16 protein-coding genes are annotated in these 17053 nt (G+C 28.5%); 13 read left to right on the top strand and 3 right to left on the bottom strand.

Going from position 1 to position 17053, the window contains the following annotated elements:
- Positions 1 to 29 precede the first annotated feature (29 nt).
- The 7 genes from CLPA_RS15595 to CLPA_RS15565 all read left to right on the top strand — a co-directional run bounded on the left by CLPA_RS15595 (position 30) and on the right by CLPA_RS15565 (position 7604).
- The gene (locus tag CLPA_RS15595) at positions 30 to 743 is read left to right on the top strand and encodes an ABC transporter ATP-binding protein (RefSeq protein ID WP_003446697.1); all 714 of its coding nucleotides are present in this window, start codon (positions 30 to 32) and stop codon (positions 741 to 743) included.
- Positions 733 to 3297: an ABC transporter permease gene (locus tag CLPA_RS15590; RefSeq protein WP_003446695.1), complete on the top strand. Its 2565-nt coding sequence runs from the start codon at positions 733 to 735 to the stop codon at positions 3295 to 3297. The genes CLPA_RS15595 and CLPA_RS15590 overlap by 11 nt, the downstream gene beginning before the upstream one ends.
- Positions 3298 to 3655: 358 nt before the next feature.
- The gene (locus CLPA_RS15585; protein WP_003446694.1) at positions 3656 to 4087 is read left to right on the top strand and encodes a MarR family winged helix-turn-helix transcriptional regulator; all 432 of its coding nucleotides are present in this window, start codon (positions 3656 to 3658) and stop codon (positions 4085 to 4087) included.
- 21 nt (positions 4088 to 4108) lie between these two features.
- Positions 4109 to 4765 carry an ABC transporter ATP-binding protein gene (locus CLPA_RS15580; protein WP_003446691.1) on the top strand — a complete coding sequence of 219 codons (657 nt, stop codon included), beginning with the start codon at positions 4109 to 4111 and terminating at the stop codon, positions 4763 to 4765.
- Positions 4762 to 5523 carry an ABC transporter permease gene (locus tag CLPA_RS15575; protein ID WP_003446688.1) on the top strand — a complete coding sequence of 254 codons (762 nt, stop codon included), beginning with the start codon at positions 4762 to 4764 and terminating at the stop codon, positions 5521 to 5523. The genes CLPA_RS15580 and CLPA_RS15575 overlap by 4 nt, the downstream gene beginning before the upstream one ends.
- 125 nt (positions 5524 to 5648) lie before the next feature.
- On the top strand, positions 5649 to 6356 hold the full coding sequence (locus CLPA_RS15570) for a response regulator transcription factor (RefSeq protein WP_003446685.1): 708 nt from the start codon (positions 5649 to 5651) through the stop codon (positions 6354 to 6356).
- Positions 6357 to 6362: 6 nt separating this feature from the next.
- Entirely contained in the window at positions 6363 to 7604 is a 1242-nt protein-coding gene (locus tag CLPA_RS15565; RefSeq protein WP_003446683.1) for a HAMP domain-containing sensor histidine kinase, read from the top strand.
- A 63-nt stretch (positions 7605 to 7667) separates the two neighbouring features.
- On the opposite strand, the gene CLPA_RS20945 is transcribed toward CLPA_RS15565, so the two are convergent.
- Positions 7668 to 7799 (bottom strand): HepT-like ribonuclease domain-containing protein, encoded by a 132-nt coding sequence (locus CLPA_RS20945; protein ID WP_143756591.1) that lies wholly within the window; start codon positions 7797 to 7799, stop codon positions 7668 to 7670.
- Between the two features lie 139 nt (positions 7800 to 7938).
- On the bottom strand, positions 7939 to 8331 hold the full coding sequence (locus CLPA_RS15560; RefSeq protein ID WP_003446681.1) for a zinc ribbon domain-containing protein: 393 nt from the start codon (positions 8329 to 8331) through the stop codon (positions 7939 to 7941).
- A gap of 972 nt (positions 8332 to 9303) precedes the next feature.
- Between CLPA_RS15560 and CLPA_RS15555 the strand changes: the two genes are divergently transcribed.
- On the top strand, positions 9304 to 10107 hold the full coding sequence (locus CLPA_RS15555; RefSeq protein ID WP_003446679.1) for a J domain-containing protein: 804 nt from the start codon (positions 9304 to 9306) through the stop codon (positions 10105 to 10107).
- Between the two features lie 27 nt (positions 10108 to 10134).
- On the opposite strand, the gene CLPA_RS15550 is transcribed toward CLPA_RS15555, so the two are convergent.
- Positions 10135 to 11244, bottom strand: a complete 1110-nt coding sequence (locus CLPA_RS15550) for a GerAB/ArcD/ProY family transporter (RefSeq protein WP_003446677.1) — start codon at positions 11242 to 11244, stop codon at positions 10135 to 10137.
- 308 nt (positions 11245 to 11552) lie between these two features.
- On the opposite strand from CLPA_RS15550, the gene CLPA_RS15545 reads away from it, so the two are divergent.
- The 5 genes from CLPA_RS15545 to CLPA_RS15525 all read left to right on the top strand — a co-directional run bounded on the left by CLPA_RS15545 (position 11553) and on the right by CLPA_RS15525 (position 16929).
- Positions 11553 to 13124: an alpha-glucoside-specific PTS transporter subunit IIBC gene (locus CLPA_RS15545; protein WP_003446675.1), complete on the top strand. Its 1572-nt coding sequence runs from the start codon at positions 11553 to 11555 to the stop codon at positions 13122 to 13124.
- Between the two features lie 44 nt (positions 13125 to 13168).
- Entirely contained in the window at positions 13169 to 13657 is a 489-nt protein-coding gene (locus CLPA_RS15540) for a hypothetical protein (RefSeq protein ID WP_003446673.1), read from the top strand.
- Positions 13658 to 13942: 285 nt separating this feature from the next.
- Positions 13943 to 15277: a 6-phospho-alpha-glucosidase gene (locus CLPA_RS15535; RefSeq protein ID WP_003446671.1), complete on the top strand. Its 1335-nt coding sequence runs from the start codon at positions 13943 to 13945 to the stop codon at positions 15275 to 15277.
- 115 nt (positions 15278 to 15392) lie between these two features.
- Complete coding sequence (locus CLPA_RS15530) at positions 15393 to 16157, top strand: MurR/RpiR family transcriptional regulator (protein WP_003446669.1); 765 nt, start codon at positions 15393 to 15395, stop codon at positions 16155 to 16157.
- Position 16158: 1 nt separating this feature from the next.
- A complete protein-coding gene (locus CLPA_RS15525; protein WP_003446666.1) occupies positions 16159 to 16929 on the top strand; it encodes a MurR/RpiR family transcriptional regulator in 771 nt (256 codons plus the stop codon).
- Positions 16930 to 17053: the final 124 nt, after the last annotated feature.

Genomic DNA, 17053 nt, shown 5'->3' with positions numbered 1-17053 from the left:
AATGATTAAAGATGATGGGGAGGATGTAAATGGAGATTTTAAAAGTACAAAATTTAAATAAAACCTATGGAAAGGGAGATAATAGGGTAGAAGCACTTAAAGATGTAAATTTAACTGTTAATAAAGGAGAATTTGTAGTAATTGTTGGTGCATCAGGCTCTGGTAAGAGTACACTTTTACATATGTTGGGAGGCTTGGATAGGCCTACTTCAGGTAAGGTTATTATCGATGGAGAAAGTATATATGATTATAAAGAAGAACGTCTTGCCATATTCAGAAGGAGAAAAATAGGATTCGTATTCCAATTTTTTAATTTGATACCAGTACTGGATGTGGAAGAAAATATAGCTTTACCAGCTCTTATGGACAATGACAAAGTTGATAAAACTTATTTAAATGAGATTATTGAACTGCTTGGACTTAATGAGAGAAAAAATCACCTTCCTTCAGAATTATCAGGAGGGCAGCAGCAGAGAGTGTCTATAGGCAGAGCGCTTTTAAATAAGCCTTCTATAATATTTGCTGATGAACCTACAGGAAATCTTGACAGTAAAAGCTCTAAAGAAGTAATAGATCTTTTGAAATTTACAGCTAAAAAATACAATCAAACTCTTGTACTTATAACTCATGATATAAGAATAGCGGACTCCGCTGATAGAGTAATTTCCATTGAAGATGGAAGGATAACTTCTGACAAATATATTAAATTTTCAATGGAAGGAGATAGCAGATATGATAAGTAGTTATAAACAGCTCACAGGTAGATATCTTAAGGCCAATAAAAAGAGAAGTTTACTTACTATTATAGGAATACTATTATCCGTTGCACTAATAGCTACTATAGGTTTTTTTATTGTGGGTATGCAGCAGGCGCAAATTGAAGATATAAAAAATGGATATGGCTCCTGGCATGTATCTTTTTCTGCACCAGAGGAAGAGATAATATCAAAGGTAGTAAACAATCCCAAAGTTTTAAAAAGTGGAATGTATCAGCAGGGTGAACAGATAAACATAAAAAAGGACTTAAAATTATCTCCTACAATTGCTTCTGGTAAGGCTTTGGAGCTCTTACCTATGAAGATAAAAGAAGGAAGATTCCCAAAAGAAAAAAATGAGGTTGCTCTTGAAAAGTGGGTGCTTCCTTATATTGGAGATAATATTAAAGTTGGAGATAATATTAAAATTCAAAATAGAGAATATACTCTAACAGGTATTCTTCAAGATAGTGTATATACACAAAGTCAAAAAAATGGCACAATGCTTTTAATAAGTGATAATATTGATAGAAGGAAAGCGGCACTTCTTGCAGAAGTAAGCCCAAAGACAAATTTGAAAAATGCAGTAAAAGAGCTCACATCGCTAACGGATAAGAAAATAACAAGTATAAATGATAAGGGACAGAAAATTCAAATTCCATCTGTAGTTAAAAATTCACTTCTTATAGACATGCAAGGAGGAGGAGACAGAAATTCAGGATTAGCACAATTATATATACCAGTAGGAATAATAATTGGAATTGTTGTAGTTGCCACTATTGCAGTAATATATAATGCATTTCAAATAAGTGTTGTGGAAAGAATTAAGCAATTTGGTCTTTTAAGGGCTATAGGTACTACCCCAAAACAAATAAGAAAGATAGTATTGAGAGAAGCAACTATACTTACTATAATAGGAATACCTTTGGGAATTCTTGTAGGTGTAGCAGCAATATGCACAATTCAATACGTTTTTCAAGTTATAGGAGGAGATTCTGTAGAATGGTTTAAATTATCAATATCACCTGCAGTAATAATAATAAGTATAATTGTGGGTGTTGTATCCGTGTATGTATCAGCTTTAATACCAGCTTTTCTTGCAGGAAGAATTTCTCCATTAGTTGCCATAAACAGTAGAACATCCATAGTAAAAGAGAAAATGAAGAAAAAACGATTTTCAATTATGGGAAAGATATTTAAATTTGAAGGTGCTTTAGCTTCAAAAAATATAAAGAGAAATAGAAAGAGATATAGAATAACTGTTTTTTCCATAGTAATAAGTGTAGTGTTGTTTATTACTTTTAAATCCTTTATGGATATGACATTAAATATATCAGATACTCTCAATGAATCGAAGAATATACATTTTTTAGTTCAGACAAATTCATCTACTTTTATAGATAATAATATAATAAAAAATATAAGTACCTTAAATTCCATTGATAAAGTGTATAAAGTATATAAACAATACGATTTTGACCAATTTATAGATAAGGATAAAGAAATTAAAGCTATAAAGGGTATTGGTAGTATATATGGCAGGAATACAAATATAAATGGACAAGAAAAGGTATTAATGAATGGAAGTATTAACGTATACGATAAGGCTGCTTTACAGGCATCAAAAAAGTATATACAGTCAGGTAGTATAGATATAGATAAATTAAACAATGAAAATGGTGTTGTTGTAATAAATAAAAATCAACTTCTCAATGATAAAACTAATAAAAAATATGTTGGTCCTATAGTAGGTATAAAAGTTGGAGATGAAATAGAACTGCAATATAGTGGAGAAACAAGTAATACTGTAACAAATAATGGCCAAGGTATTACTACAAGAATTAATCCGGCACAAAATAAAGGAAAATTAAATAAGGTAAAGGTAATTGCTATACTTAAAGAAGATCCTTTCGATTTTCAAGGGCTGCAGAATGGAATTAAGATTATAACAACGGAAGAAATGGCTAAGAAGCTAACTGGGAAAAATGATATTGGAGTTGTTGCATTAAATATAGTTACCAAAAATGTAAAAAATGAAGGTGCTTCAAAAGCTGAAATAGAGAAAGGTATAAAATCACAACCATCCTTAAGTTTAATAAATTACTTAGATGGTAATAGAAAGACAAAGTCTACAATTTTAATGGTTAAAATACTGGTATATGGCTTTATCGTAGTAGTATCCTTAATAGGGAGTGTTAATATTATAAATACGTTGACTACAAACATAATACTTAGAAAAAAAGAATTTGCTGCTTTAAAGGCTATAGGTTTAACTCAAAAAGGTCTCAGAAAAATGATAATTTTAGAAGGCCTATTATATGCTATTGTTGGAACTATATATGGATCAATAATAGCCTGCGGGTTATCCTATATGATTTACAGTGGAATGAGCGGAATAAGAGAAATGATTTGGCCAGTGCCCTGGGATGCAATGATAATTGCTACCATAGCTTCTCTTGTAATAAGTTATCTTTCTGTACTCTCGCCATTAGCCAGAATTAACAAAGAAAATTTAATTGAAGCAGTAAGAGAAGACTATTAATTTGAAATTATGGACTATTCAATGATTTAATAAAAATCTAATAAAATGGATGCAGCTTAGTTGTATACATTTTATTAGATTTTTTTGATGATTATATATTTTATTATTTATAAGTTAATCAAAATCAGTGAAAAGCCGTTTTTTAGTAAATATTTTTTATTAAGAACAGATATTGTATTTTATTAGTTAAGAAGGTATAATTAATATACGGATATCGTAATAAACGAATATCGTAATTTATTTAATAATGATGGATTTAGGAAGATTTATATAAAAAGTAAAATTTATTGATAGATATATTGATATAAAGAATTATATATGTCTTTCAGTAATATAATTCAAAGGTGGGAGATATTAGTTGGATGAAAATGTTTTATTGCATAAATTAATAGAAATTTTGGAATATAAAAATTTTTATCAGTTTGAAACTTCAAATATTCAGCCTCAGGATATGTATATATTGGAGAGAGTATATTTTAGTGAAAAATTAAAAGTTAAGGATATATCTAAGAAATATAATATACCAGCTTCAACGGCTACAGGGATTATTGATAGATTAGAAGCAAAGAATTATGTTAAAAGGATTAGAAATAATGTAGATAGAAGAACTGTGGAACTCATTATAACTGAAGATGGAAAGTTAGTGGTAGACAGTCATATCAATGAAGATAAAATGTTTGCACATAATCTGTTTAATACATTGGAGAAGGATAAAAAGGAAGTATTTAAGCAGTTGTTGATTGAATTAATTAAAAATGTAAAAAAGGATCAATTATTTAAGCCAAATTAATAATTAAAGGAAGTGTTTATATTGTCCTTACTGAGTCTTGAAAATATTACGTATATTAATGATAATAAAATCATACTAAAAGATATATCATTAAATATTAATTCTGGAGATTTTATTTCTATAGTAGGAGCTTCGGGAAGTGGTAAAAGTACATTTTTGAAATTGTGTGCACATCTTATAAGCCCCACAGAGGGAAATATGATTTATAGGAATAAATCATACGTGGAGTATAGCCCTATAGATTGGAGAAAAAGCATAGGTTATTGTTTTCAAAATCCTTGCCTTTTTGGAGATACTGTAATTGAAAATCTAAATTTCCCCTATTTAATAAGAAATATAATGATGGATTCAAGTAGAGTAACTAAGCTTTTATCACTTTTTAAACTTAAAAAAAGTTACTTGAATGAGAAGGTAAAAAATCTTTCTGGTGGCGAAAAACAAAGAATAGCACTTATTAGAAGTATATTATTTAAACCAAAAATTCTTTTATTAGATGAAGTTACTTCGGCTCTTGATGTGGATAACACTTTAATTGTAGAAAATGTAATAAAAGCTTTAAATAGAGAAGGTATTACAATTTTATGGATAACACATAATCCAGAGCAAAGTAAAAAATATTCAAATAAAATAATAGTTATGGAAAATGGTCAAATAATGTCTTTGGAGGTTTTAAAATGAATGGAGGAGCAGATATTAGTATTTCCTCAATGTTAGTTTCATCACTACTGGTAATGGTTTCTCTTTTTTTTACATATTTTCAAAAGTTAAATCTAGAGAAGGAGATAATTATAGGAGTAATTAGAGCTGTAGTTCAGTTAGTCGTTGTTGGTTACTTGCTCAATTATATATTTGGTTTAAAAAGTCCAATTTTTACAACCTTTTTATTGAGTTTTATGATATTTAATGCCTCGTATAACGCTGCAAAAAGGAATAAAGGAGCAAAAAATGGATTATTAATATCTTTTATATCAATAGCTTTAGGTGCCAGTATTACTATTTCAATACTTGTATTCTCAGGAATCATAAAATATGAGGCATATCAGATAATACCTATAGGTGGAATGATTATAAGCAACTCAATGGTAGCTTTGGGATTATGTTTTAAGCAAATGAACTCAGCCTTTAAAGATAAACGTGAAGAAGTTCAGACAAAGCTTTCTCTGGGAGCAGATATTTTACCATCTTCCATAGATATAATAAGAGATTCCATTAAAACGGGAATGATGCCTACAATAGATTCCACAAAAACATTGGGTATAGTATCTTTACCAGGTATGATGACTGGACTTATCTTGGCTGGAACCTCACCAGTTAGTGCTATAAAATATCAGATAATAGTTACTTTTATGCTCCTTTCAACTACGGCTATTTGTTCCTTTATAGCATGTTATATGTGTTACAGAAATTTCTTTAATAAACGAAAACAGTTGATATAATTAGTTAAATAAATTAAAAAAGAAACTAATTATATTATTAGTAAATTTAAAGAGGAGGTAAACTGTTCCAAAACATATAATAGTATATAAATATTTTACAAGGTTCTAGCAACAGTATTAAGTTAATGGGGATAAACAGATATAAATTATTATTAGTAGAAGATGATGAACCCCTAGCCATTGGCATAGAATTTACACTAAAAGATGCTGGTTATGAAGTTTTTAGAACTTCTACGGTGGAAGGTGCTGTGGCATTATTTCAGAATGAAAAGTTCAGCTTAATTATTTTAGATATCAATCTGCCTGATGGAAATGGATATGATCTATGCAAATACATAAGAGATAAGAGTGATATTCCAGTACTGTTTTTAACAGCTCTTGATGAAGAAGTTAATATAGTTCTTGGACTTGAAATAGGTGGAGATGATTATATTACAAAGCCCTTTGGAGTAAAAGAATTTCTATCAAGAATTAAAGCTCTAATAAGGAGAAATTATAAAAATATATCAGCAGGTAGTATATTAAAAAGTGGAGATATAATTGTGGATACTTCTATGGCTTCTATAAAAAAATGCGGAAAAGAAATTGCCCTTACGGCACAGGAATATAAACTTTTACTCATATTTATGAATAAACCTGAGATAATAATAAAGAGAAAAAAAATACTAGAGGAATTAATTGAAGGTGAAGAAGCATTTTTTGATGAAAATACTCTCTCTGTTTATATTAAGAGAATAAGAGAAAAGATAGAAGATAGTGTTAGAGATCCAAAGTATATAATTACTCAAAGAGGTATGGGATATATTTGGAATAAAAGCGTTATTAAGGAGTAGAAAATTATGAAAAGGTATTTTGGTAATCCAGAGCTTAGAATGAGTTCAGTACTTCTTTTGTTTATAAGTATATTATTCATGACAGTAACAATTTTTACTTTAAAATTATATCATGACAATTTAAAGGTAGATTATATAAAGACTTTGGGAGCTGTTACTGCAAAGGTATCAGAAAAAAATCCACAATTAGGAAGAGAGATCATACCTCTTATTACAAAAGAAGTAACAAAACAAGATGAAGAAAAGGGAAAGATAATATTAAAACAATATGGATTAACATCTAAACTTGAAAATCAACTTTTTCCGTATGTAAATGAGACATCAATAAAAGATATATACTCTATTATAACTATATTTATATTGATGGCAATTCTATTTTTTATACTCAATTACTTACAGTATGCATATTTCTATGAACGGATAAGAAGGTTGACCTTTGGGGCAAAAAGAGTATTGGAAGGTGAATATGATATAGCAATCAGTGAAGACAAAGAAGGAGATATGTCAAAACTTTCTGCTTCCTTCAATTCTATGAGAGGTATAATAAGAAATAATTTAGATGAGCTTAGAAAGGAAAAACAATTTTTAGTGGATTTGTTATCTGATATATCACATCAGCTTAAAACACCACTTTCTTCTATGATTATATATAATGACATATTATTGAATAAAGAATTATCTAAAGATCAAAGTAATACATTTTTAGTAAGTAATAGAAATCAGTTGTACAGAATGAATTGGCTTATAAAAAGCATATTGAAACTGGCAAGGATTGATGCTAAAGCAGTAGAATTTAATAAAGAAAATCAAAGTCTCAATGAAACCATAGAGGATTCTATAGAGGCATTAGATAGCAAAGCATCAGAGGCAAAAGTGGAAATAGATTTTAAGAAAAATAGACAGGTTATATTTCCTCATGATAGTAAATGGATTCAGGAGGCTCTGATAAATATTATAAAAAATTCAATAGAGCATAGTAAGGAAAATGGCAAAATAAATGTATATCTTGATGAAAATCCTATTTATAGAAGAATCACTATTGAAGATAATGGAGAAGGTATAAGTGAAAGAGATTTACCCAACATATTTAAGAGATTTTATAAGGCAAAGACATCAAATAATAGTGAATCCATTGGAATAGGTTTAGCACTTTCAAAGTCAATAATTGAGGCCCATGATGGAATTATTGAAGCTAGAAGTAATATTTTCGAAGGTACCAGATTTATTATTACATTTCTTAAATATTAAATACATAAGAGGATTCCAATTAATTATCTATACAAATGTATCCAAATGCATAGTGAGACAGTATTATAATATTTTGTTTGACACCAGTTCAGCAAAACTTTTTAAAGTGTTTAGATGTTTTTCTATTATTTCCTTTAATATATTTAAATTTACAGTTTCATGGTCATAGACTGTTATATTCCTAAATTCAACCATATGATTTCAGATTTTTAAGCATATTTTTATCACTTCCTTATTTAAGAAGAAAAAGACAAAATTTTTTTCAGTAGAAAGTTGACATTTAATGAACTTTATACTTTGATTTTATTTCATCTTTTCCTCTAGTATATATTTGCTATGATTTAGCTTTAAACTGGTTGCCGCATTTACTGCAGGTAATAGTAACTCTTCCTTTTTTTCGGGGAAGTCTCAGTTTTTGAGAACAATTTGGACATTTAACTATTTTGTATTCTTTACGCTGGCTAAAAGCATATTTTTCAGCATAGTATTTTCGTTTTATAATATTAAAAAAATTATTAAAAGTTTCAAGTTCCTGATAGCGCTTATATTTATTCTTTGAGATGGTTCTAAATATTGCATAAGCTAATAAAGCAAAGGCTACCAGTTCTATATATCTATTTCCTATAAAACTTAAAATTACAGATACAATAAGAATAAAACTTGTTAATTTATCAACTCCATAACAATCTCTAAATTGATAACGAATTCTATCTAAAAAATTTCTCATTCTATCACACCTCCAAGTAAGAAATTTGTTTTTCTATATTAATAATATTCTATCATAAAGTGAAAATTTATTATATTTATATTTGATTATAATAGATGTAATATTAAATTTTTATTTTCATTTTTACGGTTTAAATCTAAATGTAAACTTTAAAGCAGAAATAAAAGAAAGATATTTATTTATATACATAGAAGACAATGAAATTGGAATAATGCAAGAAGATATATAATACATTTTCAATAAATTTTATAGAGGAGATAAATATAGAAATTATAAAATTTTTGGTTCTGGGCTTGAACTATCTACGTGCAAATATATTGTGTAAAAGCATGGAGGAAATATTTATTGCAAAACTAAAAAGTATAAAGGGAGTTTATTTTATTTTTCAATTCCACTAAGTTAGATGAAATTGAAAAGAATAAAAGTATCTACATACATATTTGTAATTTTATTAAATATATAAAATTATTTGTTAAAATCTCAATAAAAAGTGTTGTTGCTAAATTGTAAAAAAAATAGTGTATATTATATTGTTTTTGTCACAAAACCAATATTTATTTAATAATATAATAATAAAAAACATGTATTACATTATTAGGATGATTTTGGATTGATGAAAAGGCATACATATAATAAATACTTTAAATTTTTAAAAAATTCAAAAAAAACTGCAAAAAAAGCATTTTTACTATAGATTCTTATAAAAGTTTAGTGTATAATCTAATAAAACTACAATATTATTTAATTAAGACTTTTAGTAATTAGTGGTATGGTATAGAGTGTGTTAATAGAGTTAAAGTGAATTGAAGTTGAATTCAACAAAAATATATATTCTCTAAATAGTGCAAACTATGATTTTATCATTAACGAGTCCTTCATTTTATAAATGTAGGGGGGATTGAAGTGATACTATTGGTCTTATTATATTCATATTAGGGGTATAGACAAATAAATGTATGGGGGGGTATAAATATGAAATATGATGGAATAGGGCTTCATCCAAAAGTTAAAGAATTATTGAATAGGTATACCATTTTAAAAGATGAGTTAAGTAAGTTGATAGAAGAAAGAGAATATATAACTATTACTGAAATTCCAAGACTTGAATCTGAATACAAATTTAAAGTTGGAATTACTGAATATGATTGCTTTGCTTTAAAGATTGAAATGAGAGCTATGAGACATGAAATAAAAATGAGACAAAATGCTCTTAGAAATGGACAGAATATTAGTGACGAAGAAATTAAGAGTAGAATTGAACTGGAATTAAAAAATTGGAAAAAGCAAATTGATCAGATGAATGAAGAAATTAACAAAGCTAAAATATATTTAAGCGGCCCTACTTTATCTGAAGAAGAAGCTAAAGAGTTAAAAATACTATACAGAAATACTGCAAAAAAGCTTCATCCAGATATAAACCCTGATTTATCTGAAGATAATAAAATTTTGTGGACAAAAATTAATGAAGTATATAAAGATGGTAATATAGAAGAATTAAGAAATTTAAGTGCTAAGGTAAATGATATAGAAGAAGATTTACATCTAGATGATGAAAATGTGCTAGATAGTATGAGTAATAGGATAGTGAAAATGAGAAATAATATAGAAAAAGTTACTCAGGATATTGATAAATTAAGTTCTGAATTTCCATTTAATATGAAAGAAAAATTAAATGATAAAGAGTGGATTAGAATAAAGAATGAAGAAACAACTAAGCAAATAGAGAACTTAGAAAAGAAAAAGGTATTCTTAAAGGCTATGTTAGCTGAATTTTAGATAGTGATATGCTCCTACTAAATAGTTTTATTTAGTAGGAGCATATATTTTTAATACAAATTTTTTTATATGATAAACTATAAGGGATAATAAGGGGATTATAATAACAATAAAAGGAAAAAAGTATACCATTACATAATTCCAGCCAATATTGATATGCTCTGGATTATTTTCAGCTATTATAAATGAAGTTATTGATATTATTATACCTAGTACACTGCATAACAATCCCCAATTTTTAATCCTAAACAATTGTGAAATTCCAAGGGCTGATGCATACATTAATATAGAAATTTTAAAAAATCCACCTAACATTAAAACAACTAAAAATATTATATCTAATCTATTTAAAAAATCTCCTATACGTACTAATCTTAGAGTTTCAAGTAAAGGATATTGGTTTAAAACGGCGAATTCATAACCTAAAGCTGTTATAAAAAGGATATTATTTAAGGTGAGAGAAATACCCTCTAAAATTGATGTTAAAATTATAGTTTTTTTTAATCTATTTCTTTGCAGTAGAAAAGAATATAACATAGTCATAACCACAAATTCCCCATATGGAAATATAGAAAGCTTCCATCCTTTTAAAGCTACAAATATAAATCCATTATGAAGAATTGGTAATATGTTGTTAAAATGAAGTATATTTTTAGTCATAAATAATAGTATGTAAATAATTATAGTAGAAGCTAATAAAATTAAAAACCCAATTTGTGACATACTTCCTATATTTTCAATTCCCTTATAAACACTATAGGTAATTATTATCATAGAAGTCGCGGCTATGATATATACAGGCATTCTTATTAATGCAAAGGACGTAGTAAGCTCAGTGAAATCTCTCAGACCTCTTGCAGCATCATAGGCAAAGAAATATATGTATATTATACTTAATATGAAACCAATATATTTTCCATATATCTTAGGTAAATAGGTTACTATGGAGTCTTTTGGATATTTGTTAAAGAGGTTTATATAAATCATTTGAATTATTATAGAAGTAAAAGAGTAAAAAAGTAATGCAATCCAAACATCATTTTTGGTTTCTGGAGTTGTAAAAAATAAACTTGCAGTTCCATAAGGAGCTAGAAACATTATTGCTAGAAACTGAGATGAGGTTATTTTTTCCTTCATTACATAAATCCTCCCATAATTTTATTGATAAAATTATTTCTATATTTAATATTTATATTTCCTTTAAATAGTTGTTTTTATACGAAATTATATAATTTCTAATTAGTGGTTGTCATAAGATTATAATATTTTAAACTTTTAATTATTTAGTATTAAAAGAAGTGTGAAAATTCACTGAAAATGTGAAAAATTATATAATGATTAACCTGACTCCTAAAACTATGTAAACCGTTGATACTAGGTAATGAAAATGTTATCATAAAGTCAACTTATAAATAAACTTTTTAAAAAGAGAGGATGAATAAAACATGATGCAGAAAATTCAAAAGTTTGGTGGGGCAATGTTTACACCGGTTTTACTTTTTTCATTTGCAGGTATTATTATTGGTCTTGGAACTCTGTTTACTACAGAAGTAATAATGGGAAGTCTGGCTGCGCCAACTAGTTTGTGGTATAAATGCTGGAATGTAGTGCTTCAGGGAGGATGGACTGTATTTAGTCAGTTGCCATTATTATTTGTAGTAGGTCTTCCTATTGGTATGGCAAAAAAGCAAAATGCAAGATGTTGTATGGAGGCTTTGGTATTATATTTGACATTTCACTATTTTTTAAGTACTATACTTTCTCAGTGGGGTGGAGTTTTTGGAGTTAATTTCGCTGCTGAAGTAGGGGGAAGCAGTGGTCTTACTATGATAGCAAATATTAAGACTCTTGATATGGGAATGATGGGAGCTCTTCTTATTTCAGGTGTTGTAATCTATTTACACAACCGCTTTTTTGATACTGAATTACCTGACTGGCTGGGAACTTTCAGCGGATCTACCTTTGTATTTATGATTGGATTCTTTGTGATGATTCCATTAGCATTTATTGCAGCTCTAATATGGCCTCAGATTCAGGTAGGTATGTTAGCATTTCAGGGGTTTGTAAAAGGCGCAGGAGCAATTGGCGTATGGGTATTTGTATTTTTAGAACGTATTTTAATTCCATTTGGACTACATCATTTATTATATTCTCCATTTTTCTATGATAACGTTGTAGTACCAGGAGGTATATATTCCTACTGGGCAAAGAATCTGCCAACTGTAGCAGCATCAACGGATTCCCTTAGATCTCTAATGCCATCTGCTGCCTTTACAGCTACAGGATATTCAAAAATATTTGGATGTCCAGGTATTGCACTGGCGATTTATGCAACAGCAAAAAAGGCAAAGAAAAAACAAGTAATGGCATTATTGATACCTATTACATTGACAGCTATTGTTGCAGGAGTAACAGAACCAATTGAATTTACATTCCTCTTTGTTTCACCTATGTTATTTGCAGTGCATGCAGTACTAGCCGCAACTATTTCAACAGTTATGTATCTTTTTGGAATTGTTGGAGTATTTTCTGGTGGAACTATTGAAATGGCATCTTTAAACTGGATTCCACTAATGGGAACTCATTGGCCTCAATATCTATTACAATTTGTTATTGGAATCAGTTTTACAGGAATTTGGTTTTTAGTTTTTAGAACACTGATTTTAAAATTCGATTTTAAAACTCCGGGAAGGGAAGATGATGCAGAAGAAGTAAAATTCAGATCAAAGGCAGAATACAGAGAGAGAAATAATACTACTGGTAATGAACAGGTTGATAAGAAAACTCAGCTTGTAATGGATATTTTAGAGGGACTTGGTGGCAAGGACAATATTGTAGATGTAACAAACTGTGCAACACGTCTTAGAGTTAACGTAAAAGATGAAAACGTTTGTAGGGACGATCCTTACTTTAAATCTATTGGAACTCATGGGTGCTCAGTAAATGGTAAATCCTTTCAGGTTATAATTGGATTAAAGGTCCCAAATGTTCGAGAAGATTTTGAAAAACTGCTATAAATTTTTCATTAGTAGGAGTGTTAATTTAAAAGGTAGGGGTAAAAATGACAAATATGAAACAAATAAAATCTTTAGATAAATATTATAATACTGCAATACTGTTATTTGCTATAACTCCGTTTATATATCTATTTTACTCATATATGGGAGCAATTAAAACAGGAGCATCTTTTCAGCAGATAATTCAGCAAAATCCTGGGAATATAGTCGTACTACTAATAGCTATGATAAATCCATTTATAGGATATCTACTCATATTTATGAATAAAAGGATACAAAAAGGAGACATTGCATATGCAGTAGTCAATCTGTCGGTGTTGATTATTGCACAATTAATACTTAAAAATCAGTTATATTTAATATTGCTTGGATTACTTTTGTTTAAAACATTAAAAACTTATAATGTATCACTTATAGATTGTTTTAAAAATAAGTGGAATAAAAAGTTCTTTGTAACCATTTCAGGAGGGATAGTGGTATTAACACTAGTTGGTATTTGTTTATTTGCTACTATTAGAATTAGTACACCTTAAAATATATAATTTCCTTTGTAAAATAAGAGACTGATTTCTGTAATAGACAGAGATTAGTCTCTTATTTTTATTTGCAAAAGACTTTTGATATAGTTTTAAATTATGAGTTGCAGTAAAGGGAAATTAGATTGTGAAAAATCCCTTAAAAAGTGATAAAGTACAGTTTAAATATCCATTTCTCTAAAGCTCTAAAAGCTATTGTAAGCGATTTCTATCCGGCGTATTATGTACTTAGAAACAGATAAGAAATTAAAACAATAAAAGTTTATTATGGGAGGAATAAGAATGGCTAATAAAAAATATTCAATTACTGTAGCAGGTGGAGGAAGTACCTTTACACCAGGAATTGTACTTATGCTTTTAGATCATATGGATAGATTTCCAATCAGGTCTATTAAGTTTTATGATAATGATGCACAAAGACAGGAAACTGTAGCAAAAGCATGTGAGATACACTTGAAAGAAAATGCACCAGAAATTGAATTTTCATATACAACTGATCCAGAAACAGCATTTACCGATATAGATTTTGTACTAGCACACATCCGTGTGGGAAAATACGCAATGCGTGAAAAGGATGAAAAAATTCCTTTAAAATACGGGGTATTAGGACAAGAAACTTGTGGTCCAGGAGGAATTGCATACGGAATGCGTTCTATTGGAGGAGTTATTGAAATACTAGATTATATGGAGAAATATTCACCAAATGCATGGATGCTGAACTACTCAAATCCAGCGGCTATTGTGGCAGAGGCTACAAGAAGACTGAGACCAAATTCAAAGATATTAAATATATGTGATATGCCTATTGATCTTGAAGAAAAGATGGCAAGTATGTGTGGACTTAGATCTAGAAAAGAACTTCAAGTATCTTATTATGGATTAAATCATTTTGGATGGTGGTCAAAGATTTATGATAAAGATGGAAAGGATTTGATGCCGCAAATTAAAGAACACATGGAAGCCAATGGATTTGCTGATGCGCTGTCAGAAACTAATCAGCATGTGGATGAAAGCTGGATACACACTTTTCAAAAGGCAAGAGATGTATATGCAGTAGATCCAACAACTATTCCAAACACATATTTAAAATACTATTTATTCTCAGACTATGTAGTAGAAACTTCCGATCCAAATCATACCCGTGCAAACGAAGTTATGGAAGGTAGAGAAAAGCAGGTATTTGGTACATGTAAAAAGATAATTGAAAGTGGAACAAGTAAAGGTGGCGGCTTTGAAGCTGATGTACATGCAACATACATTGTGGATTTAGCATGTGCTCTAGCGGAAAATACAAAAGAAAGATTTTTATTGATTGTTCCAAATGAAGGTGCTATTGAAAACTTTGATAGAACTGCAATGGTGGAAATTCCATGTATAGTAGGAAATAATGGCTATGAAAAGATATGTCAAGGAGCTATACCTCAGTTCCAAAAAGGTTTAATGGAACAGCAGGTAAGTGTAGAAAAACTTACAGTAGAAGCATGGATAGAGGGAAGTTATAAAAAATTATGGCAGGCACTTACACTTTCAAAAACAGTACCAAGTGCAAGAGTAGCAAAATTAATATTAGATGATTTAATTGAAGCAAATAAGGATTATTGGCCAGAATTAAAATAATATATTATCTAAAAAGACAGCAATTGAAAAGATTGCTGTCTTTTTATGTACATAGACAAAATAAAAAATATAATGTAAAATTTAAGAAGTTTAAAAAAGAGAAGAGTGGTGTAGATTGAATTTAGATGAGATGATAAATAAATACCATAAGAAGTTAAATGAGAATGACTTATACATTTGGAATTATATTTCAAAACATCGCAAAGAATGTGAGAGCCTTTCAATTGATGAGTTAGCCCATAAATGCAGCGTTTCAAGGACAACGGTTTTAAGATTTTCTCAAAAACTGAATTTAAAGGGATATGGTGAGTTAAAGTTTTATCTAAAGCTGGATAACGAAAAGTCAAAGGAAAATATAAATAATGTAGAAATAGTATGTAATAGTTATAATGAAGTGATTAAAAGAATAAAAGAAAAGGATTGCACAGAAATTTTTGATGCTATTGATAAAGCTAAAACTCTTTATGTATATGGAATAGGAATGGTTCAATCCTCCATAAAAAAAGAAATTAAACGTATTTTTATGAATGTCGGCAAGCAGTTTTATGATTTGAGTGGTTATGATGAAGTAAATTCTATAATAAACTTTGTTACAGATGAAGATTTATTTATAATGATTTCTTTGTCAGGAGAAAATAAGTTTATTGTAGACTTTTCTAAAAATTTGAAAATAAGAAATGTACCAATAATATCTATAACTAGATTAGAGGATAATTCTCTGGCTAAGTTAAGCGATTACAATCTTTATACTTCTACGGCCTTAATTCCAAATGTTTTTAACCATATGAATTTTGAGTCTGTAACATCATATTTTATCTTAATAGAGATTCTATTTTTAAAGTATATGGAATATGAATCACAAAAAAAGAAGAGGGAGTAATATGAATTTAGAAACATTAATTGAAGAGAATTATGGAAAGTTAAATGAAAGTGATCTGTATATATGGAATTATATACTACATCATAAAAAAGAATGTCAGACTATGTCCATAAAAGAATTAGCTTTAGAATGTAATACATCTCATACTACAATTTTAAGATTTGCACGTAAACTTGGACTTCAGGGATATAGTGAGATGAAGATCTATCTAAAATGGGAAAATATGCAGGGAAATAATGAAAAAAATAAGTTCGATGATAGAGAAATTCAAAAGGTATATAAGGATATAGAAAAAACTATAGAGGTAATGAAAAAAACAGATTTTAAAGATATATTTCAGTTGTTTGAAAAAGCAGATAAAATATATATATACGGTACAGGTTCAGTGCAAAAAAGTGCTGCAAAGGACTTAAAGAGAAACATGATTCCTGTTAAAAAGTTAATTTATGTTTTAGAGGGAAGAGAAGAATCTAATATTATTTTAGATTATCTATCCTCAAAAGATATATTTTTCTTACTTTCTCTATCAGGAAATAATACTTTTATGAATGAATTTGCACGTAGATTAAAGAAGATTGGAATAAAAATTATTTCTATTACTCAAGTTGGAAATAACGAACTGGCTTCTCTTAGTGATATTAGCCTGCAATTTTATACTCATTCATTTTCAGTAAATGGCCAAATAGAGGTGTCTACTACAACACAATTTTTTTTGATCAACCAGATTTTATTATTAAAATATTTAGAATATAAAATGAGTGTGAGTTTATAAATTAAAGTTTTTATGCTAGATATACGATTAATAGCATTTTATTTGTATGCTAAATTTTCTACAAAAATTGTAGACATTTATAAAAAAAGTAGTATAATAAAGATGTGTTAAACGTTTACGAAAG

Origin of the sequence: Clostridium pasteurianum DSM 525 = ATCC 6013 (genome assembly GCF_000807255.1) — a bacterium.
Lineage (GTDB): Bacteria > Bacillota > Clostridia > Clostridiales > Clostridiaceae > Clostridium_I > Clostridium_I pasteurianum.
This window is presented reverse-complemented; position numbering and strand designations above follow the sequence as displayed.

Bases quoted from the DNA above. Each gene is read 5' to 3' on its own strand.
- CLPA_RS15525 (WP_003446666.1), top strand. From the start codon at position 16,159: ATGAATTTAGAAACATTAATTGAAGAGAATTATGGAAAGTTAAATGAA.
- CLPA_RS15595 (WP_003446697.1), top strand. From the start codon at position 30: ATGGAGATTTTAAAAGTACAAAATTTAAATAAAACCTATGGAAAGGGA.
- CLPA_RS15550 (WP_003446677.1), bottom strand. From the start codon at position 11,244: ATGAAGGAAAAAATAACCTCATCTCAGTTTCTAGCAATAATGTTTCTA.
- CLPA_RS20945 (WP_143756591.1), bottom strand. From the start codon at position 7,799: ATGGTTGAATTTAGGAATATAACAGTCTATGACCATGAAACTGTAAAT.
- CLPA_RS15545 (WP_003446675.1), top strand. From the start codon at position 11,553: ATGATGCAGAAAATTCAAAAGTTTGGTGGGGCAATGTTTACACCGGTT.
- CLPA_RS15540 (WP_003446673.1), top strand. From the start codon at position 13,169: ATGACAAATATGAAACAAATAAAATCTTTAGATAAATATTATAATACT.
- CLPA_RS15590 (WP_003446695.1), top strand. From the start codon at position 733: ATGATAAGTAGTTATAAACAGCTCACAGGTAGATATCTTAAGGCCAAT.
- CLPA_RS15560 (WP_003446681.1), bottom strand. From the start codon at position 8,331: ATGAGAAATTTTTTAGATAGAATTCGTTATCAATTTAGAGATTGTTAT.
- CLPA_RS15555 (WP_003446679.1), top strand. From the start codon at position 9,304: ATGAAATATGATGGAATAGGGCTTCATCCAAAAGTTAAAGAATTATTG.
- CLPA_RS15575 (WP_003446688.1), top strand. From the start codon at position 4,762: ATGAATGGAGGAGCAGATATTAGTATTTCCTCAATGTTAGTTTCATCA.
- CLPA_RS15570 (WP_003446685.1), top strand. From the start codon at position 5,649: ATGGGGATAAACAGATATAAATTATTATTAGTAGAAGATGATGAACCC.
- CLPA_RS15535 (WP_003446671.1), top strand. From the start codon at position 13,943: ATGGCTAATAAAAAATATTCAATTACTGTAGCAGGTGGAGGAAGTACC.
- CLPA_RS15565 (WP_003446683.1), top strand. From the start codon at position 6,363: ATGAAAAGGTATTTTGGTAATCCAGAGCTTAGAATGAGTTCAGTACTT.